Below are 21,021 nucleotides of genomic sequence, written 5' to 3'. Positions count from 1 at the left end.
ATCCCTTGGGAGCACAGGGCCGTAAGGATTCCGCAGACTGTCGGACCGGGCGGCGTTTGTCCGACTGAATCCCCATTTGATGATGCGACGCATTGCCAACTCTTTACGTCGGGCCGCCGCAACCTTCGCGGACTTCGAGCGGTAGTCACTGCGTCCGAGCCCGGAACGATCTACTCCGACGAGCGGTTCAACTCCCGGGCACGGGCGGACACTTCACCGTCCTCTTCGTCTAGTCCGTCTAAGGAGCACCATGTCCCTCCCCCTGACCCGCCGGATCGCCCGTGCCGCGCTGCTGACCGCAGCGGGAGCGGCCTCCGTGGTCGGTGCGGCCGGCTCCGCGAGCGCGGCGCCCGAACTCCCGGCCGCCCCGAACCTGAGCGGCCTGTCCGCCGTGGACGGGGCGAACGCCGGAAACACCGTGGACGGCGCGACGCAGAACGTCACCGGGGTCGCGAGCGACACCGGAAGCAAGGCCGCCAAGCAGACCCTGCCGGCCGTGAGCAAGACCGGTGGGAAGGCCGTCAAGACGACGACGCCCGTCGCGCAGAAGGCCGCCGGGGAGACCGCCGGTTCCGCCGGCACGGTTCTGGGTGACACGACCAAGACGGCGACCAAGGGCGGACTGCCCACCGGTCAGCTGCCGGCCCAGAGCCCGCTCGGCTGAGCCTGATCCAGCCGCGCACGCATGCCGAAGGGGCCCGGGGAGAACCCGGGCCCCTTCGGCATGCGTGCGCGGCTACGCCCCGGCCAGGCGGTCCACCGCCGCCGCCACCCGCTCGTCCGTCGCCGTGAAGGCGACGCGGACGTGGTGGTCGCCCGCCGTGCCGTAGAAGTCGCCGGGGGCCACGAGGATGCCCAGGTTGGCGAGGTGGGCGACGGTCGTCCAGCAGGACTCGCCCCGGGTGGCCCACAGGTAGAGGCTCGCCTCGCTGTGCTCGATGCGGAAGCCGTGCGCCTCCAGCGCCTCGCGCAGGGCCCGGCGGCGGGCCGCGTAACGGGCGCGCTGCTCCTGGACGTGGGCGTCGTCCCCGAGGGCAGCGACCACCGCCGCCTGGGTGGGCCCCGAGGTCATCATGCCGCCGTGCTTGCGGATCTGCAGGAGCGGGCCGAGGACGGCCGGGTCGCCCGCGAGGAAGGCCGCGCGGTAGCCCGCCAGGTTGGAGCGCTTGGAGAGGGAGTGGACGGCCACGATGCCCTCGTACGAGCCGCCGTTCACGTCAGGGTGGAGGACCGAGACCGGGTCGGCGTCCCAGCCCAGCTCCAGATAGCACTCGTCGGAGAAGAGCAGCACGCCGTGCTCACGGGCCCAGGCGACGATCCGGGTCAGCTCGGACTTGGCGAGGACCTTGCCCGTGGGGTTGGACGGCGAGTTCAGCCAGAGGAGCTTGAGGCCGGCCGGGTCCAGGGCCGTCGGGTCGTCGTAGACCTCGTACTCGGCGCGGGCGAGCCGGGCGCCGACCTCGTAGGTCGGGTAGGCCAGGCGCGGGTACGCGACCCGGTCGCCGGGGCCGAGGCCCAGCTGCGTCGGGAGCCAGGCGACGAGTTCCTTGGAGCCGACGATCGGCAGCACGTGGTGGTGGGTGACGTCGCGGGCGCCGAGGCGGCGCTCCAGCCAGCCCGTGATCGCGTCGCGCTGCTCGACGGTGCCCCAGACGGTCGGATAGCCCGGCGAGTCCGCCGCGGCCACCAGCGCTTTCTGGATCAGGTCGGGCACCGGGTCGACCGGGGTGCCGACGGAGAGGTCGACGATGCCACCGGGGTGCGCGGCGGCCGTCGCCTTGTACGGCTCCAGCTTGTCCCAGGGGAAGGTGGGAAGGCGGTCGCTGACTGCGGACACGGGATCTGGCTCACTTTCTCGTACGTACCGCTCGTACGGCGAACGCCCCGGTCCCGTACGGCGATCATGGTGATCGGGCCGTACGGGACCGAGGCGGCGCGGATGCGGGCCGCGAAGGGGCCGTGCCCCGGGCCCGCGGCGTCGCTCTCAGGCCTGCGGCGGCAGTCCGGCGACGAAGGGGTGGTCACGCTCGATCAGACCGAGCTTGCTGGCACCACCGGGCGAGCCGAGCTCGTCGAAGAACTCGACGTTCGCCTTGTAGTAGTCCTTCCACTCCTCCGGGGTGTCGTCCTCGTAGAAGATCGCCTCGACCGGGCACACCGGCTCGCAGGCACCGCAGTCGACGCATTCATCCGGGTGGATGTAGAGGGACCGCTGACCCTCGTAGATGCAGTCGACCGGGCACTCCTCGATGCACGCCTTGTCCTTGACGTCGACACAAGGCTGCGCGATGACGTAGGTCACGCTGTCGTTCCTCCTCGATAGGGCGCCGGCGGGCCTCCTCAGGCTCCGCCGCCTGGCGCGCGGGAGCGCGGCGTCGTCGATGCCCGCACCTAGTATCTCCGTTCCTGGGCATGATCCGAACAGGAGGGGTGGACGGACCTGTGGAAATCTCTGCCGGTGGACGTCTCGAGATCCGTGTCTCCGCCGCTGACGTGGGCAAACGCGTCTCCGTGCGGCGCGTCGTCGACGACGCCGGCGGGGGTGGGAAATTCACCGACACGGTTGGTGTTCTCACATCATGGGACGACGGTGTCCTGCTGATCACCCGTCGGAACGGGGAGCGGGTACGGATCGAGGAGTCGTCGCTGGTGGCGGGGAAGACCGTGCCCGCCGCCCCCGCCCGGCGCCGCGGTCCCGCCGCCTCGTACGCGGAACTCGCGCATGTCGCCGCGCGGGCCTGGCGGCCGGTCGAGCGGGAGCGGCTCGGCGAGTGGGAGCTGCGGGCCGCCGCCGGATTCACCCGGCGCGCCAACTCGGTGCTGCCCCTCGGGGACCCCGGCCTGCCGCTGGACGAGGCGCTGACGGCCGTACGCGGCTGGTACGCGGCCCGGGGGCTGCCCGCGTTCCTCCAGCTCGCCACGGGCGCCGAGGGCACGCAGGAGCTGCTGTGCGCCGAGGTCGCGGACCGCGGCTGGGTCCGTGAGGTCACGGCCGAGCTGTGGATCGGGGCGCTCGCGCCGCTCGCGGACCGGGAGGCGGCCGGGGTGGAGCTGACCCGGACGGCGGACGAGGCATGGCTCGGCCGCTATCAGCGCAAGGGGCTCGGCGAGGTCGCCCTGAAGGTGCTCGGGAGCGGGCCCTCGGTGTGGTTCGCGACCGTGCCGGGCGCGGCGGGCGAAGGGCCCGCCGCCATCGGGCGGTGTGTCGTGGACGGGCGGTGGGCCGGCTTCTCGGCCGTGGAGGTCGACCCGGCCCGGCGGCGGCAGGGGCTCGCCTCGACCGTGATGACGGCGCTGGCCCGGCGGGCCCTGGACGAGGGGGCCTCGGCCGGCTGGCTGCAGGTGGAGGAGGACAACGTGGGGGCGCGGGCCCTGTACGGGGGGATGGGGTTCGCGGCGCATCACTCGTACCACCACTATCGGGAGCCCGGGAGCGTGGTCGAGGGTTCCGGTGGCGGCTCCCGGTCGGCCGGATCGTCGTGAGCGGGCAGCACGCGGCCGGGCCGGGGCCGCGTCCGCCCGGGGCGGAGCGGGCCGACGAGGTGCGGCGGCGGTTCGCGGAGGAGGCACGGGCCGAGCGGCCCGATCTGGCCGAGCTGTGTCTGCTGGTGGGAGCGGCGGGCGACGGCGCGCTGGACGACGCGGGCCTCGACGCCGCCGGGATCGAACTCGACCGGCTCGCCGGGCTGATGCCGTACCGGCCCGGCGCCCCGCGCGCGTGGGCCGTCGCGGCGGCCGAACTGCTCGGGGAGCGGTGCGGGTTCCGGGGTTCCGCCGGGGACTACCAGCGGCTGGAGTCCTCGCTGCTGCACCAGGTGCTCGCACGGCGGCGGGGGTTGCCGATCCTGCTGTCGGTGGTGTGGATGGAGGTGGCCCGGCGGGCGGGGGCGCCCGTGTACGGGGTCGCGCTGCCGGGGCACTTCGTGGTGGGGTTCGGGCCGCCCGAGGAGCAGGTGCTCGCCGATCCGTTCGACGGGGGGCGGGTGCTGACCGGGAGCGACGCGGAGTTGCTGGTCGCGGGGGCGACGGGGGCTCCGCTGGAGCCCGGGATGCTGAACCCCGCCGATCCGCTGGACGTGGTGGTGCGCGTCCTCAACAACGTGCGGGCGTGGGCGGCGGCGCGGCCGGAGCGGACGGATGTCGCGTTGTGGGCGCTGGAGTTGTCGTTGGCGATGCCGTCGCATCCTGCGCGGTTGCGGTACGAGTGGGCGCGGTTGCTGGTGCAGCGGGGGGAGTATGTGCGGGGGGCCGTCGCGTTGGAGGAGTACGCGGAGGTGGTGGGTGGGGTGGACGCGGGGGCGGCGGAGAAGGTGCGGCGGCAGGCGGGGGCGGCTCGGGCTCTGTTGAACTGAGGGCGCCTGTTCGCCTTGGGAGTGTGGTGCGTTGGCGGGTGCGGGTTCGTCGTGGCTGGTCGCGCGGTTCCCCGCGCCCCTGACTCTGCTGCACCTGGACTCGGTCACCAGTACAGCCGTCCGCCCTCACGCACCACCGTCCGCCCCTACAACCAGCCCTTCTCCCTTGCCGTGCTGACCGCCTCCGTTCTGTTGCGGACCGCCAGTTTCTGGATCGCCGTCGACAGGTAGTTGCGGACCGTGCCCTGGGAGAGGTGGAGGGACTTGGCGAGTTCGGCGTTGGTGGAGCCGTCGGCCGCCGCGCGGAGGACCTCGCGTTCGCGGTCGGTCAGGGGGTTCGCTCCCTCGGCCAGGGCCGCCGCCGCGAGCGTGGGGTCGATGACCCGCTCGCCCGCCAGCACCCGCCGTACGGCGTCCGCGAGTTGCGCGGCGGGGGCGTCCTTGACCAGGAAGGCGTCGGCGCCGGCCTCCATGGCGCCGCGGAGGTAGCCGGGGCGGCCGAAGGTGGTGAGGACGACCAGTTTCACCGCCGGGAGCGCCTTGTGGAGCTGGGCCGCCGCCTCGATGCCGGTCGCGCCCGGCATCTCGATGTCGAGGAGGGCGACGTCGATGTCGTGGGCGCGGGCGGCGGCGAGGACCTCGTCGCCGCGGGCCGCCTGGGCCACGACCTCGATGTCGGGCTCCAGGCCGAGCAGCGCGGCCAGGGCCTCGCGGACCATCGACTGGTCCTCGGCGAGCAGGACCTTGATCGTGCGGGTCATGCGCCGGATCCTACGTCCGGGTCCCGGGGCGTGGCGGGGGCCCTGGCGACGAGACGGAAGCCGTGGTGGGCGGCGCCCTGGGGGCCCGTCTCCAGAGGACCGGCCTCCAGGGCGCCGCCCACCTTCGCCAGCCGCTCGGTGAGGCCCGCGAGACCGCTGCCGGGGCTGTCGCCGCCGGCGGCCGGACCGCCGGGAACTCCCCTTCCGTCGTCGTCCACGGTCAGTTCGAGCATCGGGCCGTCGAGGGTCTGGCGGCGGACGAGGTCCACCGTGCAGCGGCGGGCGCCGCTGTGCCGTACGACGTTGGTGACGGACTCGCGCAGCGCCCAGGCGAGGGCGGACTCGCTGTCCTCGGGGGCGTCGGCGAGGGCGGGGCCGGGGTCGGTGGGGAGTTCGGCGGTGATGCCGGCCGCCGTCAACGCGTCGCGGGCGCCCGCGAGTTCCGCGCCGAGGCGGGGGCGGCGGTAGCCGGTGACGGCCTCACGGACGTCGACCAGGGCCTGGCGGCTGACCTGTTCGATGTCGGCGACCTGCTGGGCGGCCTTCTCGGGGTGGCCGGGGAGCATCCGGCCCGCCAGCTCGCTCTTGAGGGTGATCAGGGAGAGGGAGTGGCCGAGGATGTCGTGCAGATCACGGGCGAGGCGGAGGCGCTCCTCGTTGGCGGCGAGCTGGGCGACCGTGGCCCTGGCCTCGCGCAGTTCCCGTGTGGTGCGGATGAGTTCGCGGACGCCGGTCATGGAGAAGCCGCCGAGGAGGGCCGGGAGGAGCAGGGAGGCGAGATAGGCCCCGCCGCCCGGGACGGCGAGGGCGATGGCGGTGAGCAGGGCCGAGACCGCCGGGATCGTGAGGCGGGCGAGCCGTAGCGGGAGGGCCGCGCCGGACGCGACCGACACGTAGACGAAGAGGACGAGCCACTCGCGGCCGAGGCTGAGGGCGAGGATCGAGGACTGGGCGGCGAGGACGGCGAGCGCGCCGAGCACCAGGCGGGTGGTGTCGCGGCGGCCGGTGCGGAAGATCAGCGCGAAGTACCAGGCGACGAAGGCCACCAGGCCGATCCAGCCGAGGACGACGACACCGTCGCTGTGGCCCCCGTGCAGCAGATCGCTGACGGGGGCGCTCAGATAGGCGAGCCAGATCCCGGTCCAGAGGAACTTGATCGCCCTCTGCCTGCGGTTCTGCGGGCGCTGCCCGATGCCGACGCCGCTCACGCCTTCAGCGTGTCCTTCCGGTAGAGCCAGGCCGCGCCGCCCGCGAACAGGACGAAGGAGACGGCGAGGATGACGAGGTCCTCGGTGTGCGGGGCCTGGCTCTGTTCGATGGCCTGGCCCAGGGCCGCGTACGCGTGCGTGGGCACCCATTTCGCGATGTCCTGCAGCCACTCGGGGAACGTCGTCGTCGGCATCCACAGACCGCCGAGCATCGACAGGCCGAAGTAGACGATCATCGTGATCGGGCGGACCGCGTCGCCGGTGGCGAGGTAGCCGATGGCGACACCGAGCGCGGCGAAGACCAGGCTGCCGGCCCAGATCGCGCCGGTGAGGGCGAGCCACTGCCAGGCGTCCAGGCGTACGTCCTTCACCACGGCCGCCACCACGAAGACGATCACGATGGACGGCAGGCTGACCACGGCGGCGCTCGCGGTCTTGGCGAGGACGTAGCCGCGTCCGGGCAGTGTCGTCAGCCGCAGCTGCCGTACCCAGCCGCCCTCGCGTTCCTTGGCGATGCGTTCGCTGTTGCCCATCAGGACGGCCGTGAGGGCGCCGAAGGAGGCCATGGAGACCATCATGTAGGTCGGAAGGGTCAGGCCGGTGTCGCCGAGTTTCTCCGTGTCGCTCGCGCTGCCCGCGATCAGCAGGAACAGCAGCGACGGGTAGAGCACCGAGAAGAACATGGACTTGCGGTTGCGCAGGGCGCGGGTGAGTTCCAGCTTGATGAGGCTGTTCATGACTGCTGCTTCGCCTCCTCGGCGGCGGTGATCGCGACGAAGGCCTGCTCCAGGCCGAGGCCGGTGACTTCGAGGTTGCGGGGGTAGACGCCGAGGCCGTACAGGGCGTGGACGGTCGCGTCGGCGTCGGTGGACTGGATGCGGACGGTACGGCCGGACCCCGCGGCGGAGCCGCTGTGGGACAGCGTGAGGGTGGCCAGGAAGGGCAGGCCGCGCAGCCGGGCCTCGTCGACCGGGCCGTCGGGCAGGTCGAAGGAGATCCTGCGGGCGCCCGCCCTGGCCTTGATCTCGGCCGCGGTGCCGTCGGCCAGCAGCCGGCCCCGGTGCAGCACGAGGACGCGGTCGGCGATGGCGTCGGCCTCTTCGAGGTAGTGGGTGGCGAACAGGACGGTACGACCCTGGTCGGCCTGTTCGCGCATGGTGGCCCAGAAGGCCTGGCGGGCGGTGACGTCCATGCCGGTGGTGGGCTCGTCCAGCACGATCAGATCGCTGTCGCCGGCCGTGGCGAGGGCGAAGCGGACCCGCTGGGCCTGGCCGCCGGAGAGCTTGTGGACCTTGTGGTCGGCGATCCGGGTGACGCCCGCGCGGGCGAGGACGTCGGAGACCGGGTACGGCCTCGGGTGCAGGTCGCAGGCGAGCCGCACCAGCTCGGCGACCGTGACCTCGTCCATCAGGCCGCCGCTCTGCAGCATGGCGCCCACGCGTCCGGCGACGATCGCCTCGCGCGGGCCGGTGCCGAACAGGTCGATGGTGCCGCTGTCGGCGTTCTTGAGGCCGAGCAGCAGGTCCAGGGTGGTGGACTTGCCGGCCCCGTTCGGGCCCAGCAGGGCCACCGTCTCCCCCGGGTACAGGGCGAGCGTGAGACCGTCCACGGCCCGCACGTCCCCGTACGCCTTCGTCACGTTGTCGAACCCCACCACCGCGGGCCCGGTGGCCGTCGTCGTGGTGGTCGTCGTGGTCGTCGTCATGGGGACCATCGTCGGCGGGAGGGGGGTGCGGGCGGCAGTGTCGGACGTCCAAATTGCCGCATGACAGAAGTCATGTCGCGCCCGGATCACCCCACTGCGGTATCTGGCCACACGGAAGAAGTGCATGGCAGGGGCACGCCAAAATAGATACCTTGATCACTGCCCGGTCCGACCGCCGGGCTCAACCGTCTCAAGGGGGTGTAACCATCATGCGCAAACTCCTCGCCAGCGCCGCTACCGCCGCAGTCGTCATGGCAGGCCTGACCTTCGCCGCCCCAGCTCAGGCAGCATCGTCAGGCACAGTCTCGGTCCAGGCAATCAACTGCCACGCCAAGGAAAGTGTGCGAATCCGGCAGTCGAAGTCGACCAGCGCGACCTCTCTCGGGCTCTTCCCCAAGGACGCGGGCGCTGAATGCGGCGCCTCCACAGAAGGAGGGACGTACACCGCTTGCGGCCACACCAACGGATACTTCTGGATCGCTATCGACTACCAGGGAATCAGGGGCTACGTCGCCCTGTACTGCGTCACGCGTCCGTGACCGGTTGAAATCGACGAAGGCCCGTCCCTTGGGACGGGCCTTTTGCGTCGCAGAGGTCAGCTCGGGTTGGTGTCGACGACCCCGATGCGATCAGCCGCGGTCTTGCCTCGCAGCGCCTTGCGCAGTGCGGCAACAACGTCTTGCGGCACAACATCGCGTTTGCCAGTCGCGGTGGTGATCTGCACACCGTCGAAGGTGGTGCCGTATGCCTCTTGGAGCGCCTTGAGGTCGTACGTCTCCACAAGCTTGCCGTCGACAGCTTCGAAGCCGAGGATCTTCGGCAGTGACAGGGGGCCGAACGGGATGGAGTGCGCGGCGTCCGTCTGAATGGTGACCTGTTCGGACATCGCGGGCTCCGCGAGCTCCTTCATCACCCGGTCGACCTCGGCGTTCGTGATCGTTGGCTGCCGGGTGATGGTGGGCAGCTCTATCGGAGTGGATGTGCCTGTCTCCACCTGCTTCCGATAGGCGTCGACCACCGCATCGGTCGACCGGTCGACGTCGATGCCCTTGCCTGCCTTGCCATACACGGCAACAGCCTTGCCTGACTGGAAGTTGATCGTGCCGTCGCTCGCCGAGCCCGAGCTGCCGGCCGCGCGCCGCAGGGCGGCCTCCAGCTTCTCCTCGTCGACGGGCATGACGGGGGCGACGACCCGCTGTTGGCCGAAGAGGGAGCCGATCACCGAGACGGGGTTGTAGTCGCTGACGGCGGCGGCGCTGACCGTGGCCTGCTTGTCGAACTGGAGTCCGGCCTGGTCGGGGCGGAGGGAGACGGTCTCGCCGTCGACGGTGAGCTTCAGCGCCTCGGTGGTGCTCTTGCCGAAGGCCGCGTCGAGCTTGTTGACGGCCTCGTCACGGGTGCCGCCACCGATGTCGACGCCGAGGACGGTGGTGCCCTTGGGGACGTCGGAGTGGTTCATCAGCAGCCCGGCGCCGTAGACACCGCCGCCGAGGACGATCACTCCGCCGACGAGCAGGCCGAGCTTGCTGCGGCCCTTCTTCTTGGCCGGCTTGGCGGACTTGGTGTTCTTCGCCGGGGCCGACTTCTGCTGCGGCGGCCCGGGGTCGGGCAGCTTCGGCGGGGTGTGGCGCACCGCGCCGTCGGGGCCGCCCGCGCCGAACGGTGTGCCCTGGGTGCCCGGGGGCACGACCGGGATACCGCTGGTCAGGGTGTGCCCGGAGGGGTTGTCGACGAGGGGGCCGGAGCCGCCGTAGCCCGGGGTGCCCGGTTCGGGGGCCTGCCGCTGCGGGGTGAGGACGGCGGTGTCGTCGCTGAGGCCGCCGCCGGGGCGGGCGTAGCCGCCGGAGGCACCGGACGCGGAGAAGTCCTCGGGGCCACCGAAGGGGTTGCCCTGGTAGCCGGGGCCACCGGGACCGCCCTGGCCGGGCGGCGGGCCGAGCGGGCTGTCGCCGGTGACGGGGCCGCCGGTGGGGCCCGCCGGGCCGGAGCGGCCGTTCGGGTCGCCGAGGCGGCTTCCGTTGTCGGAGAAGTACGGCAGGTCGTCGCGCTCGGGCTTGGTGCCCGCGAGCGCGGCGGAGACGTCGAAGGAGCCGGTGCCGCCGCCGTGGCCGGGGGCGACGGGCTGGCCGCCGGTGGCTCCGGGGAGCCCGGCGCCGTTCGTACCGCCGGGCCGGGAGCCGGCGCCCACGCCGGGGCGCGGGCCACCGGGCTGTGCGCCGGGGCCGCCGGCCAGCGGGCCGGTACCGCCCGTGCCGGGGCCGGGGATCGAGCCGGTGGAGAACCCGGCGCCGTTGCTCGGGCCGCCGCCCGCGCCCTTGGGGGGCGGGGTGGAGCCCTTGCGGGGCGCGAACCAGTCGCTGGTGGGCTTGTCGTCGGCCGGCGCGGCGGGCTCCGGCGCGGGCGCCGGGGTGTCCGTGAACACGGGCATGGCGGTGGTGCCGGTGGTCTCCGACACGGAGCCGGGTCCGGTGTCGTCCGCGGCGCCCTCGCCGTCGCCGACCGGCTTGCGGACGACGACCGGCGGGATCGGACGCGAGCCGGGGATGTTGATCCGGACCCGCGTGGTCAGCGTGGTCTCGGTCCTGGGTCCGTCCGGTCGCTCGCCCGCGCCCGACCGGGCCGCGTCGGCGCCGGCCTCGGTGGCCATGGGCGTGCCGTACGGCGGTGTCCCCGACGGGTACGCGGTGCTGCCGCGCCCATTGGCCCCGGAGGACGAAGTGTCAGTTTCACGACTCAAGGCAGGTTCTCCCGGTTTGCTCCGCCGCCCGTCACGACCTCAACTCAGCGGGCAGCTCGGCGGCGCGCACCACCATACTGGCCACTTCCGGCGCGTATCCCACGACCGCACGGGAAACCCACACCGGACCCGCACCCGCGTACCGCGGCGAAGTGGTACGTCACTTGCCAAGTCGGGCATCGGGCCCGGTCGGTTGCCGCCCCCACCCGAGGGTGGCGCACATCACAGCAACAGCCATGCCCCCGAGCAGGAAGAGATAGGAGCCGGCTCCCGCGCCGAACAGGAAGTCTCCCTCCGGCCGGGTGGACGTCAGCAGGACGACGGAGATCATCCAGCCGACGGCCGGCGCAACGGCCCCCGCCCGGCCGCCCGTCGCCCGCGCGCCGCCCAGGAAGAGCCCGGCCGCCGCCAGCAGCGCGAGCAGCAACCCGCCCGGGAACCAGGCCGCTTGGAGCAGTCCGCCGGCCACGCCGACCACCGCCCCCAGCACGAAGAGCCCCAGCTGGGCGACGGCCCGCCCCAGCGGGGGGAACGACAACGGCTGGGCGAGCGCGCCGCCTTGTCCGCCCGTCGGCCGGTCCCTCGTGTTCATCGCCGGCCCGCCTCTCGGCGGCCGTGCGCGCGCACCACTCGTTCGTCATACCCATGCGTACGCATCACAGGGCCGTTCCGTTCTGCCGTTCACCGAAAGTCTGCCGATCCTCGCAAGAATCACCGGGAATCCCCTCGAACAAGTCGCTCTCCCGGATCCCCCCTTCACGTCTGCCACGGACCAACTCGTAGTACTCGGTGGCCAGGAAGGGCTGTGCGAGTTTGTTGGAGAGAGCGAAGTAGGGCTCGGCGACCTCGATCTGGGTGGCGTGCGCGCGCATCGCGGCGGCCTTCGCTGCCGCGAAGCCGGTGCCGTCGATCTCGGTGGTGACGATGGGGTCGTCCACCACTCCCGGCACATCGGTGACGCTCGCGGCCTGCCGGAACGGCAGCCGTCCGGGCTCGGCGAGGTCGCGGCGGAGCCGGCCGAAGCCCTCCAGGAGCACCCCGCGCGGCACCCGGTTCCAGTAGACCTTGTCGATGTCCCAGGGCGCGCCCAGGTCGGGGCGGAAGTCCGGGTCGGCGGTCAGTCCGGCGGCGCGCATGGCGACGCGGTGGGCCTGGATGTGGTCGGGGTGGCCGTATCCGCCGTTGGGGTCGTAGGTGACCAGGACCTGGGGGCGGACCTCGCGGATCACCTGGACCAGGTGGGCGGCGGCCTCGTCGACGTCGGCGGACCAGAAGGCACCGGGGCGCTCGTTCTGTTCGACGCCCATCATCCCGGAGTCGCGGTAGTGGCCGGGGCCGCCGAGGAAACGGTGGTCGGTGACGCCGAGTTCCTTCATGGCTCGGGCCAGCTCTGCCACCCGGTGCGGGCCGAGCGTGTCGTCACGGTCGGGCGCGAGGTGCGCGAGAGCGGACGGGATGACCTCGCCCTCCTCGCCGAGGGTGCAGGTCACCAGCGTCACCCGCGCTCCCTCGGCCGCGTACTTGGCCATGGTCGCGCCGTTGTTGATCGACTCGTCGTCCGGGTGCGCGTGCACCAGGAGCAGTCGGCGGGTGGGCAGATCCGTCATGGGGCCCACCCTACGAGGCCCGCGGACCGCGCCCGTGCCGGGCGCGGTCATTCACAGGAACGGCCGGACCTCGGCCGGAGGCGTCGGAGCTCTCAGAACTTGATGCTGCCGATCATGCCCGCGATGTTGGTCGTCAGCTCGCTGATCGTCGGCGCGATGGTCGAGGAGGCGAGGTAGAAACCGAGCAGGATGCAGATGATCGCGTGTGGTGCCTTCAGCCCTGACTTCTTGATCAGGATGAAGACGATGATCGCCAGCAGCACCACCGCCGAAATCGAGAGTGCCACGGCGGCTCACCTCCAAAAAGTTCCCTGGGACCTGGGGAGCGAAGCGGTTGTCGCAGTTGTCGAGGGCTGACGGCGGGGCCGTCGTCAACCGGTGACGTGGGTGACGCAGTTGTGAATCCATACAGCGGCCAGCAGGTTCATACCCACCCAGCGGTAGTGATCATAACTATCCATACGCGCGCATCGATCGGCGCACGGCCGCACAAGGGGGCGCATGGCCAATATGGTCGGAGCATGACGACCCAGCCCGAGTCCTTTCCTCGCCGACACGCCCGGACACAACGTTTCACCCTCGGCGCGCCACGGGCGTTCTCCGTCGCGCCGGACGGTTCCCACGTGGTGTTTCTGCGGTCCTCGTCCGGCTCCGAGCGGGCCAACAAGCTCTGGGTGCTGGACCTCCGGGACGGTACGGAACGGGTGGCGGCCGACCCGGGCGCGCTGCTCGCCGGCGCCTCGGAGGAGTTGTCGGCCGAGGAGCGCGCACGCCGTGAGCGCCTGCGCGAGGGCGGCGCCGGGATCGTCGGCTACGCCACCGACGCGACCGTGGAGTTGGCCTCTTTCGCCTTGTCAGGGCGGCTTTTCCTGGCCCAGCCGCGGGCCGGGACGGCACGTGAACTGCGTGTCCCCGGACCGGTGATCGACCCCCGCCCCTCCCCCGACGGCCGGTATGTCGCGTACGTGGCCGGAGGCGCGCTGCGGGTCGTCGAGGCGGAGGGCGGCGCGGACCTGGCGCTCACCGAGGCGGGCCCGGAGAACGTCACCCATGGTCTGGCCGAGTTCATCGCGGCCGAGGAGATGGGCCGTTCCCGTGGTTTCTGGTGGGCACCGGAGTCGGACCGGCTGCTGGTGACGCGCGTGGACGACACGCCGGTGCGCCGCTGGTGGATCTCGGACCCCGCACAGCCGGAAAGGGACCCGCAGCGGGTCGCGTATCCGGCCGCCGGGACCGCCAACGCGGATGTACGGCTCTTTGTGATCGACCTCTCCGGGACCCGCACGGAGGTGGTGTGGGACCGGGTCCGCTACCCGTATCTGGCGCATGTGCACTGGTCGGGGGCGGGTGCCCCGCTGATCCTGGTGCAGGCGCGGGACCAGCTCAGCCAGCTGTTCCTGGCCGTGGACCCGGACTCGGGGGCGACCCGGATGGTGCACGCCGACGAAGATCCACATTGGCTTGATCTTTTCCCCGGGGTGCCCACCTGGAGTCCGTCGGGGCAGCTCGTGCGTGTCGCGGACGAGGGCGGCGCGCGGGTGCTGGCGGTCGGCGAACGCCCGCTGACGGGCCCGCAGTTGCATGTCCGCGCGGTGCTCGACGTGTCCGACGCCGATGTCCTGGTCTCCGCGTCGGCCGGTGAGCGGGCCGCCGCCCCGGAGATCGGTGAGATCCACGTCTATCGGGTGAACGAGCTGGGGGTGGAGCGCGTCTCGCAGGAACCCGGCGTGCATTCGGCGGTGCGTGCCGGGGGCGTGACCGTGCTCGTATCGGCCGTACCGGAGCGGGCGGGCGCCCAGGTGCGGGTGCTGCGGGACGGCAAGTCCGTGGCCACCGTGGCGTCTTACGCGGAGGATCCCGGTATGTCACCGCGCGTGCGGTTTACACAGGGGGGCGCACGCCGCGTACCGTGCGCCCTGCTTATGCCGAGTGACTACGACGGGGTCACCCCCCTGCCCGTCCTGATGGACCCCTACGGCGGTCCGCACGGCCCCCGGGTGGTCGCGGCCCACAACGCCCACCTCACCTCGCAGTGGTTCGCCGACCAGGGCTTCGCGGTGGTGGTCGCCGACGGGCGCGGCACCCCCGGCCGCTCCCCCGCCTGGGAGAAGGAGATCGACGGCGACTTCACGCTCTCCCTGGACGACCAGGTGGACGCCCTGCACGACCTCGCGAAGTCCCATCCGCTGGACCTGTCCCGGGTGGCGATCCGCGGCTGGTCGTACGGCGGTTGGCTGGCGGCTCTCGCGGTGCTGCGCCGCCCGGACGTCTTCCACGCGGGCATCGCGGGCGCCCCGGTCACCGACTGGCGGCTGTACGACACGCACTACACCGAGCGGTACCTCGGCGATCCGGCGAAGGCTCCGGCGGCGTACGCGAGGAGTTCGCTGATCGCGGACGGCGCTCTGTCCGCGCCCGCCGAGCCGCACCGCCCGCTGATGATCGTGCACGGCACCGCCGACGACAACGTGGTCTTCGCCCACGCCCTGCGGCTGTCCTCCGCGCTCCTCGCGGCCGGCCGCCCGCACGAGGTGCTGCCGCTCTCCGGCGTCACCCACATCACCCCGCAGGAACAGGTCGCCGAGAACCTGCTGCTGCTCCAGGTGGACTTCCTGAAGCGCTCACTGGGGCCGAGCTAGCCGGCAACCCGCACCGGCACGGGCACAGGCACGGCAACGGGCCGGGGCTACATGGCGAGCCCCGGCCCGTTTACGGCACCCGCACGGCCGTACGCGTTTTAGATTCGCGCGTCCGTATATCGGAACGGCGACAGTCAAGTTGCCTGCGTGTTAACGCGGTTGGTGCGCATTTGTGCGCCTATTCCGCCCCATCCGTATGATCGTCCGTCGACCCGTCCGCCGGCACCACCCGCTTCTCCTCCGCGAAGTGGCAGGCCGAGTCATGGGCCGCCGGGCCGGTGGTGAGCCGGAACTCCGCCGGGACCGCGAGGAGCGGGACCTCCAGCGCGCAGCGCTCCTGGGCCTTCCAGCAGCGGGTGCGGAAGCGGCACCCGGACGGGATGTCGGTCGGCGAGGGCACATCGCCGAAGAGGATGATCCGCTCCCGGTGCTCGCGGGCCTCCGGGTCCGGGACGGGCACGGCGGACAGCAGCGCCTGGGTGTAGGGATGCGTCGGATGGTCGTAGATCTCGGCGTCGCGGCCGATCTCCACGATCCGTCCGAGGTACATCACCCCGACCCGGTCGGAGATGTGCCGCACGATCGACAGGTCGTGCGCGATGAAGACATAGCTCAGTCCGAACTCGCCCTGGAGCCGGTCCAGCAGGTTGATGACCTGGGCCTGGACGGAGACGTCGAGGGCGGAGACGGGTTCGTCGGCGACGATGATCTCGGGGCGCAGCGCCAACCCCCGGGCGATGCCGATGCGCTGGCGCTGGCCGCCGGAGAACTGGTGCGGATAGCGGTTGATGTACTCGGGGTTGAGGCCGACCACGTCGAGGAGTTCCTGCACCCGGCGCCGGCGGTCGCCCTTGGGCGCGACCTCGGGGTGGATGTCGTACGGCTCCCCGATGATGTCGCCCACGGTCATCCGGGGGTTGAGGGAGGTGTACGGGTCCTGGAAGACCATCTGGATGTTGCGGCGGACGGTCTTGAGGGCCTTGCCGGAGAGCTTGGTGATGTCCTCGCCCTTGTACTTGATCGACCCGGCCGTCGGCCGCTCCAGATTGACCAGCATCTTGGCGACCGTCGATTTGCCGCAGCCTGACTCGCCGACGATGCCGAGGGTCTCCCCCGGGCTCAGGGCGAAGTCGACGCCGTCGACGGCCCGCACCGCGCCGACCTGCTTCTTGAAGAGGATGCCCTGGGTGAGCGGGTAGTGCTTGACCAGGCCGCTGACCTCCAGAATCGGCTCGGCCTCAGCGGTCGTGGTCATCAAGGCACTCCCTCCAGAAATGGCAGGCGCTCGTCCGGATCCCGGCGGCCGGTTCCACGTCGTACAGCGGGGGTACGTCGGTGCGGCACAGGTCGCGGGCCATCGGGCAGCGGGGGTTGAAGGCGCAGCCGGGCGGGATGTTCATCAGGTTGGGCGGCAGGCCCTTGATCGCGTACAGCTCCTGGCCCTTCTGGTCCAGCCTCGGGATCGAGTCGAGCAGGCCGCGGGTGTACGGGTGGGCGGGGGCCTTGTAGATGTCGTGGACCGGGGCGGACTCGACGATCCGGCCCGCGTACATCACGGCGATCCGGTCGGCGACGTCCGCGACGACTCCGAGGTCGTGGGTGATGAGGACGAGACCCATACGCAGTTCGCGTTGCAGCTCGGCCAGCAGGTCCATGACCTGGGCCTGGACGGTGACGTCCAGCGCGGTCGTGGGTTCGTCGGCGATGATCAGCGCGGGCTCCAGGGCCAGCGCCATGGCGATCATGATGCGCTGGCGCATGCCGCCGGAGAACTGGTGCGGATAGTCCCGGACCCGCTCCTTGGCGGCCGGGATGCGGACCCGGTCCATCAGCTCGACGGCCCTGGCGCGGGCGTCCTTCTTCGACATGCCCCGGTGGACGACGAACATCTCGCCGAGCTGGTCGCCCACGGAGAGAACCGGGTTGAGGGAGGACAGGGCGTCCTGGAAGATCATCGCCATCTCGGCGCCGCGGATCTTCCTTCTCTCCTCCTCCTTGAGCTTCAGCAGGTCCTGGCCCTTGAAGAGGATCTCGCCGCCGGTGATCCGCCCGGGGGGCATGTCGAGGATGCCCATGACGGCCTGCGCGGTGACCGACTTCCCGGACCCCGACTCCCCGAGCACGGCCAGTGTCTGCCCCTCGTCCACCCCGTAGTCGACGCCGTTGACCGCCTTGGCGACCCCGTCCCGCGTCCGGAACTCCACATGCAGATCACGCACTTCGAGCAGCATGACGGCGGCTCACCTCAGCTTCGGGTCGAGGGCGTCGCGTACCGCGTCGCCGAGCATGATGAAGGCGAGGACGGTGATCGCCAGGGCGCCCGAGGGCCACAGGAGGGCGTGCGGGGCGTTACGGATGTAGGGGGACGCGGCGGAGATGTCGATGCCCCAGGAGACGCTGGGCGGCTTCAGCCCGACGCCCAGGTAGGACAGGGTCGCCTCCAGGGCGATGTACGTGCCGAGCGCGATGGTGGCGACGACGATGACCGGGGCGACCGCGTTCGGGGTGATGTGGCGCAGCAGCATGCGGGAGTTGGAGGCGCCGAGGGCGCGGGCGGCCTGGACGTAGTCGTTCTGTTTGGCGGTGATGACCGAGCCCCGGGCGATCCGGGAGATCTGCGGCCAGCCCAGGAGCACCATGAAGCCGATCACCGGCCAGATGGAGTTGCTGGTGACCACGGACAGCAGCACCAGACCGCCGAGGACCACCGGGATCGCGAAGAAGACATCGGTGATCCGGGACAGGAACGAGTCCGAGTAGCCGCCGAAGAACCCGGCGAGCCCGCCGAGCACCGACCCGAGGAGCGCCACCCCGAGCGTGGCGCAGACGCCGACGCCGATGGAGATCCGCGCCCCGTAGACGGTCCGGGTGTACACATCGCAGCCCTGTCCGTCGAATCCGAACGGATGGCCGGGCTGTGCGCCCTCCTGGGCCTTGGACAGGTCGCACTTGAGCGGGTTGCCGGAGGCGATCAGCGACGGCCAGAGGGAGATGACGACCAGGAAGAGGATCACCAGCGCCGAGAAGATGAAGACGGGGTTGCGGCGCAGATCGCGCCAGGCGTCGGACCAGAGGCTGCGGGCCTTGTCGGAGGAACCGGAGGCGTCGGGCGGGCCGCCGGCCACCAGGTCGTCGCCCAGTCGCTTCTCCAGGGTCTCCCCCTCGGTGGTGGCGAGATCCATGGTCCCGTCCAGGCCTGTCGCGGCGATCGCCCCGTCCTCGGGGGCGCGCTGGCCGCCCGAGACATGCGGCTCCTCGGGCTGCGGCTCAGGCATAGCGGATCCTCGGGTCGAGTACGGCGTAGAGGAGGTCGACGATCAGGTTGGCGGCCAGGAACACCAGGACAAGGACGGTCACGAAGCCGACGACGGTCTGGGTGTTCTGGCGGAGGATGCCCTGGTAGAGCTGGTAGCCGACGCCGTGGATGTTGAAGATCCGCTCGGTGACGATCGCGCCGCCCATCAGCGCGCCGATGTCGGTGCCGATGAAGGTGACCACGGGGATCAGCGAGTTCCGCAGCAGGTGTTTGCGGATGACGCGATGCCGGGGCAGGCCCTTGGCGACGGCGGTGCGGACGTAGTCGGCGCGGGTGTTCTCCGCGATGGACGTCCGGGTCAGCCGGGTGACGTAGGCGAGGGAGACGGAGGCGAGGACGAGCCCGGGGACGATCAGTTCGTCGAAGGGCGCCTCGGAGGAGACCGAGGGCCGGATCCATCCCCATTCCACGCCCAGCAGCAGCTGGAGCAGCAGACCGGTGACGAAGGTGGGGACGGAGATGACGACCAGGGTGACCACCAGCGCCCCGGTGTCGACGGGCCGCCCGCGCCGCAGCCCGGTGACGACACCGAGGGTGATACCGATGACGATCTCGAAGAGGATCGCGACGATCGTCAGCCGGATGGTGACCGGGAAGGCGGAGGCCATCAGCTCGGTGACCTCCTGCCCGTTGAACGCGGTGCCGAAGTCGCCGGTGAAGACATTGCCCATGTAGGTCAGGTATTGCTGCCAGACGGGCTTGTCGAGGCCGAACTCGTGGCGCAGCTGGGCGGCCGTCGCCGGATCGCACTCCCGGTCGCCGCAGAGGCCCGCGATGGGGTCGCCCATCACGTTCACCATCAGGAAGATCAGGAGGGTGGCGCCCACGAAGACCGGGATCATCTGGAGCAGGCGCCGGACGACGTACCGTCCCATACGGACTCCGGGGGTAGTGGGCGGGCGCCGGGAGCGCCCGACCCGGTCGGCTCAGCTGACCTTGATCTGGTCGTACACCGGCACGCTGAACGGGTTCAGGGAGACGTCGGAGAGCCGCTCCGAGTAGCCGGCGCTGCCGTTCTGGTACCAGAGCGGGATGGCGGCCATGTTGTCCCGCACGACCTCCTCGGCCTGCTGGAACGTCGACACGGCCTTCGCCGTGTCCGACTCGGCGTTGGCCTCGTCGACGAGCTTGTCGAACTGGGCGTTGGACCACTTGCCGTCGTTGGAGGAGGCGTTGGTGTAGTACAGCGGCTGCAGGAAGTTCTGGATGAGCGGGTAGTCCATCTGCCAGCCGGCCCGGAACGGACCGCTCATCTTGCGGTCGGTGATCTGGTTGCGGAAGTCGGCGAAGGTGCCGACCGGGTTGCCGACGCACGCCTTGTCGTTGTCGAGGGCGTTGTTGATGGAGTTGCAGACGGCGTCCACCCACTGCTTGTGGGAGCCGGTGTCCGCGTTGTACGTGATCTTGACCTGGCCGCCGGGGAGGCCGCCGCCCTCCTCCACCAGCTTCTTGGCCGCCGCCGCGTCGTACTCGCAGGCGTCACCGCACAGGCCCTCCTTGTAGCCGCCCTCCTCGCCGAGGACGGGGGAGGTCCAGTCGGTGGCGGGGGTGCGGGTCTTCTGGAAGATGGTGTCGGTGATCTGGTCGCGGTCGATGGCCCGGGACAGCCCCTCGCGGACCTTCTCCATGCCGTCCTTGCCCCACTCCTCGTCGTAGAACGGGAAGGACAGGGTCTGGATGATGCCGGCCGGGGTGTTGATGTACCGGTCGCCGAGGTCGGCCTCGACGTTCTTCAGCTGGGCGGCGGGGACGTCGTCGACGAGGTCGAGGTTGCCGGCCATCAGATCGGTGTAGGCGGTGTTGTTGTCGGTGTAGACCTTGAGATCCACTCCCCCGTTCTGTGCCTTGTCCTCACCCGGGTAGTCGTCCCACTTGCGCAGCGAGAGCTGGGAGCCCTTGGTGTAGGAGTCGACCTCGTACGGGCCGTTGCCGACCGGCTTGGCGACCCAGGCGTCGTGGTCGGTGAAGAACGACTGCGGCAGCGGGGCGTAGGCGTTGTAGCCGAGGGTGTCGGGGAAGGTCGAGAACTTCTGGGTGAGTTTGACGGTGAAGGTGTTGTCGCCGGTGACCTTCAGCCCGGAGAGGGTGTCGGCGGTCTGCTTGCCGCCGTCGTCCGGGTGCGTCTTGTCGTAGCCCTGGATGTACTCGAAGAAGTACGCGTTCTTCTGGTTGTTCTCCAGGCTCGCCCCGTAGTTCCAGGCGTCCACGAAGGACTTGGCGGTGACCTTCTCGCCGTTGCTGAAGGTCCAGCCGTCCTTGACGGTGATGGTGAAGTTCTGCGAGTCGCTCGTCTCGATGTCCTCGGCGAGCATGTCCTCGGCCTCGCCGGTCTTCGGGTCGTACTGCTTCAGCCCCCGGAAGATCATCGACAGCACCTTGCCGCCCTGCACCTCGTTGGTGTTGGCCGGCTCCAGCGGGTTCTGCGGGTCGCCCCATGAGGAGCTGAGCACCGCGCCGGTGTCACCGGTGCCGCTGCCGCCGTCGCCGTCGTCGTCGCCCCCGCCTCCGCAGGCGGTCGCGGCGAGAGCGACCGCCGCCGCGCCGGCGATCCATCGGGCGTGCGTGGCTCCACGCATGGGGGCCTCCTCGTCGTGCGTGCGCGATGTTCTTGTTACCGGACAATATCGGCGCGTTTCCGGCATAGCGCACATCTGGGGAGCCGTTCGGGGGTGCGTGTTCGGGCGCGGGTCCGGTGG

The 21,021-nt window shown here is 71.1% G+C and carries 20 protein-coding genes; 5 read left to right on the top strand and 15 right to left on the bottom strand.

What is annotated here, in order from left to right:
- The first annotated feature begins 250 nt into the window (after positions 1 to 250).
- Positions 251 to 664 (top strand): ATP-binding protein, encoded by a 414-nt coding sequence (locus F9278_RS32745; protein ID WP_152171521.1) that lies wholly within the window; start codon positions 251 to 253, stop codon positions 662 to 664.
- Positions 665 to 736: 72 nt separating this feature from the next.
- Here the strand turns inward: F9278_RS32745 and F9278_RS32740 are convergent, their stop codons facing one another.
- Positions 737 to 1,837, bottom strand: coding sequence for a bifunctional succinyldiaminopimelate transaminase/glutamate-prephenate aminotransferase (locus F9278_RS32740; protein ID WP_152171520.1), 1,101 nt, complete (start codon positions 1,835 to 1,837; stop codon positions 737 to 739).
- Between the two features lie 147 nt (positions 1,838 to 1,984).
- The gene (gene fdxA / locus F9278_RS32735; protein ID WP_086754973.1) at positions 1,985 to 2,302 is read right to left on the bottom strand and encodes a ferredoxin; all 318 of its coding nucleotides are present in this window, start codon (positions 2,300 to 2,302) and stop codon (positions 1,985 to 1,987) included.
- Between the two features lie 140 nt (positions 2,303 to 2,442).
- On the opposite strand from fdxA, the gene F9278_RS32730 reads away from it, so the two are divergent.
- Both F9278_RS32730 and F9278_RS32725 read left to right on the top strand, forming a co-directional pair.
- A complete protein-coding gene (locus tag F9278_RS32730) occupies positions 2,443 to 3,483 on the top strand; it encodes a GNAT family N-acetyltransferase (RefSeq protein WP_152171519.1) in 1,041 nt (346 codons plus the stop codon).
- Entirely contained in the window at positions 3,480 to 4,352 is an 873-nt protein-coding gene (locus F9278_RS32725; protein WP_152171518.1) for a transglutaminase-like domain-containing protein, read from the top strand. The genes F9278_RS32730 and F9278_RS32725 overlap by 4 nt, the downstream gene beginning before the upstream one ends.
- A gap of 146 nt (positions 4,353 to 4,498) precedes the next feature.
- On the opposite strand, the gene F9278_RS32720 is transcribed toward F9278_RS32725, so the two are convergent.
- Genes F9278_RS32720 through F9278_RS32705 form a run of 4 tightly spaced genes read right to left on the bottom strand, consistent with a single transcriptional unit; the run spans position 4,499 to position 8,026 of the window.
- Entirely contained in the window at positions 4,499 to 5,113 is a 615-nt protein-coding gene (locus F9278_RS32720; RefSeq protein ID WP_152171517.1) for a response regulator transcription factor, read from the bottom strand.
- Entirely contained in the window at positions 5,110 to 6,321 is a 1,212-nt protein-coding gene (locus F9278_RS32715) for a sensor histidine kinase (protein ID WP_152171516.1), read from the bottom strand. The genes F9278_RS32720 and F9278_RS32715 overlap by 4 nt, the downstream gene beginning before the upstream one ends.
- Positions 6,318 to 7,058: an ABC transporter permease gene (locus F9278_RS32710; protein ID WP_152171515.1), complete on the bottom strand. Its 741-nt coding sequence runs from the start codon at positions 7,056 to 7,058 to the stop codon at positions 6,318 to 6,320. Before F9278_RS32710 ends, F9278_RS32715 begins: the two co-directional genes overlap by 4 nt.
- On the bottom strand, positions 7,055 to 8,026 hold the full coding sequence (locus F9278_RS32705) for an ABC transporter ATP-binding protein (protein ID WP_152171514.1): 972 nt from the start codon (positions 8,024 to 8,026) through the stop codon (positions 7,055 to 7,057). The genes F9278_RS32710 and F9278_RS32705 overlap by 4 nt, the downstream gene beginning before the upstream one ends.
- Positions 8,027 to 8,235: 209 nt before the next feature.
- Here F9278_RS32705 and F9278_RS32700 point away from each other — a divergent pair, with 209 nt between their 5' ends.
- Entirely contained in the window at positions 8,236 to 8,565 is a 330-nt protein-coding gene (locus F9278_RS32700; protein ID WP_152171513.1) for an SH3 domain-containing protein, read from the top strand.
- A 56-nt stretch (positions 8,566 to 8,621) separates the two neighbouring features.
- On the opposite strand, the gene F9278_RS32695 is transcribed toward F9278_RS32700, so the two are convergent.
- The 4 genes from F9278_RS32695 to F9278_RS32680 form a co-directional block, all read right to left on the bottom strand.
- The gene (locus F9278_RS32695) at positions 8,622 to 10,763 is read right to left on the bottom strand and encodes a hypothetical protein (RefSeq protein WP_193241735.1); all 2,142 of its coding nucleotides are present in this window, start codon (positions 10,761 to 10,763) and stop codon (positions 8,622 to 8,624) included.
- A 160-nt stretch (positions 10,764 to 10,923) separates the two neighbouring features.
- On the bottom strand, positions 10,924 to 11,355 hold the full coding sequence (locus F9278_RS32690; RefSeq protein ID WP_152171511.1) for a DUF6113 family protein: 432 nt from the start codon (positions 11,353 to 11,355) through the stop codon (positions 10,924 to 10,926).
- Between the two features lie 64 nt (positions 11,356 to 11,419).
- Entirely contained in the window at positions 11,420 to 12,370 is a 951-nt protein-coding gene (gene mshB, locus F9278_RS32685; RefSeq protein ID WP_193241734.1) for an N-acetyl-1-D-myo-inositol-2-amino-2-deoxy-alpha-D-glucopyranoside deacetylase, read from the bottom strand.
- Positions 12,371 to 12,462: 92 nt separating this feature from the next.
- On the bottom strand, positions 12,463 to 12,657 hold the full coding sequence (locus F9278_RS32680) for a hypothetical protein (protein ID WP_005480627.1): 195 nt from the start codon (positions 12,655 to 12,657) through the stop codon (positions 12,463 to 12,465).
- Between the two features lie 234 nt (positions 12,658 to 12,891).
- Here F9278_RS32680 and F9278_RS32675 point away from each other — a divergent pair, with 234 nt between their 5' ends.
- Positions 12,892 to 15,009: a S9 family peptidase gene (locus tag F9278_RS32675; protein WP_152171510.1), complete on the top strand. Its 2,118-nt coding sequence runs from the start codon at positions 12,892 to 12,894 to the stop codon at positions 15,007 to 15,009.
- Between the two features lie 178 nt (positions 15,010 to 15,187).
- Here the strand turns inward: F9278_RS32675 and F9278_RS32670 are convergent, their stop codons facing one another.
- From F9278_RS32670 to F9278_RS32650, 5 genes are read right to left on the bottom strand one after another with little or no spacing between them, the layout of a single operon-like run.
- Positions 15,188 to 16,264 (bottom strand): ABC transporter ATP-binding protein, encoded by a 1,077-nt coding sequence (locus tag F9278_RS32670; RefSeq protein ID WP_152171509.1) that lies wholly within the window; start codon positions 16,262 to 16,264, stop codon positions 15,188 to 15,190.
- Positions 16,248 to 17,240 (bottom strand): ABC transporter ATP-binding protein, encoded by a 993-nt coding sequence (locus tag F9278_RS32665; protein WP_152171508.1) that lies wholly within the window; start codon positions 17,238 to 17,240, stop codon positions 16,248 to 16,250. The genes F9278_RS32670 and F9278_RS32665 overlap by 17 nt, the downstream gene beginning before the upstream one ends.
- A 9-nt stretch (positions 17,241 to 17,249) precedes the next feature.
- The gene (locus tag F9278_RS32660; protein WP_152171507.1) at positions 17,250 to 18,284 is read right to left on the bottom strand and encodes an ABC transporter permease; all 1,035 of its coding nucleotides are present in this window, start codon (positions 18,282 to 18,284) and stop codon (positions 17,250 to 17,252) included.
- Positions 18,277 to 19,200 carry an ABC transporter permease gene (locus F9278_RS32655; protein ID WP_152171506.1) on the bottom strand — a complete coding sequence of 308 codons (924 nt, stop codon included), beginning with the start codon at positions 19,198 to 19,200 and terminating at the stop codon, positions 18,277 to 18,279. Before F9278_RS32655 ends, F9278_RS32660 begins: the two co-directional genes overlap by 8 nt.
- Positions 19,201 to 19,251: 51 nt before the next feature.
- The gene (locus F9278_RS32650) at positions 19,252 to 20,901 is read right to left on the bottom strand and encodes a peptide ABC transporter substrate-binding protein (protein WP_152171505.1); all 1,650 of its coding nucleotides are present in this window, start codon (positions 20,899 to 20,901) and stop codon (positions 19,252 to 19,254) included.
- Positions 20,902 to 21,021: the final 120 nt, after the last annotated feature.

The sequence above is a fragment of the Streptomyces phaeolivaceus genome (assembly GCF_009184865.1).
In the GTDB taxonomy this organism is placed as follows: domain Bacteria; phylum Actinomycetota; class Actinomycetes; order Streptomycetales; family Streptomycetaceae; genus Streptomyces; species Streptomyces phaeolivaceus.
This window is presented reverse-complemented; position numbering and strand designations above follow the sequence as displayed.

Coding starts and splice junctions, on each gene's coding strand:
- F9278_RS32710 (WP_152171515.1), bottom strand. CDS start 7,058: ATGAACAGCCTCATCAAGCTGGAACTCACCCGCGCCCTGCGCAACCGC.
- mshB (WP_193241734.1), bottom strand. CDS start 12,370: ATGACGGATCTGCCCACCCGCCGACTGCTCCTGGTGCACGCGCACCCG.
- F9278_RS32660 (WP_152171507.1), bottom strand. CDS start 18,284: ATGCCTGAGCCGCAGCCCGAGGAGCCGCATGTCTCGGGCGGCCAGCGC.
- F9278_RS32655 (WP_152171506.1), bottom strand. CDS start 19,200: ATGGGACGGTACGTCGTCCGGCGCCTGCTCCAGATGATCCCGGTCTTC.
- F9278_RS32665 (WP_152171508.1), bottom strand. CDS start 17,240: ATGCTGCTCGAAGTGCGTGATCTGCATGTGGAGTTCCGGACGCGGGAC.
- F9278_RS32745 (WP_152171521.1), top strand. CDS start 251: ATGTCCCTCCCCCTGACCCGCCGGATCGCCCGTGCCGCGCTGCTGACC.
- F9278_RS32690 (WP_152171511.1), bottom strand. CDS start 11,355: ATGAACACGAGGGACCGGCCGACGGGCGGACAAGGCGGCGCGCTCGCC.
- F9278_RS32705 (WP_152171514.1), bottom strand. CDS start 8,026: ATGACGACGACCACGACGACCACCACGACGACGGCCACCGGGCCCGCG.
- F9278_RS32650 (WP_152171505.1), bottom strand. CDS start 20,901: ATGCGTGGAGCCACGCACGCCCGATGGATCGCCGGCGCGGCGGCGGTC.
- F9278_RS32700 (WP_152171513.1), top strand. CDS start 8,236: ATGCGCAAACTCCTCGCCAGCGCCGCTACCGCCGCAGTCGTCATGGCA.
- F9278_RS32720 (WP_152171517.1), bottom strand. CDS start 5,113: ATGACCCGCACGATCAAGGTCCTGCTCGCCGAGGACCAGTCGATGGTC.
- F9278_RS32675 (WP_152171510.1), top strand. CDS start 12,892: ATGACGACCCAGCCCGAGTCCTTTCCTCGCCGACACGCCCGGACACAA.
- F9278_RS32670 (WP_152171509.1), bottom strand. CDS start 16,264: ATGACCACGACCGCTGAGGCCGAGCCGATTCTGGAGGTCAGCGGCCTG.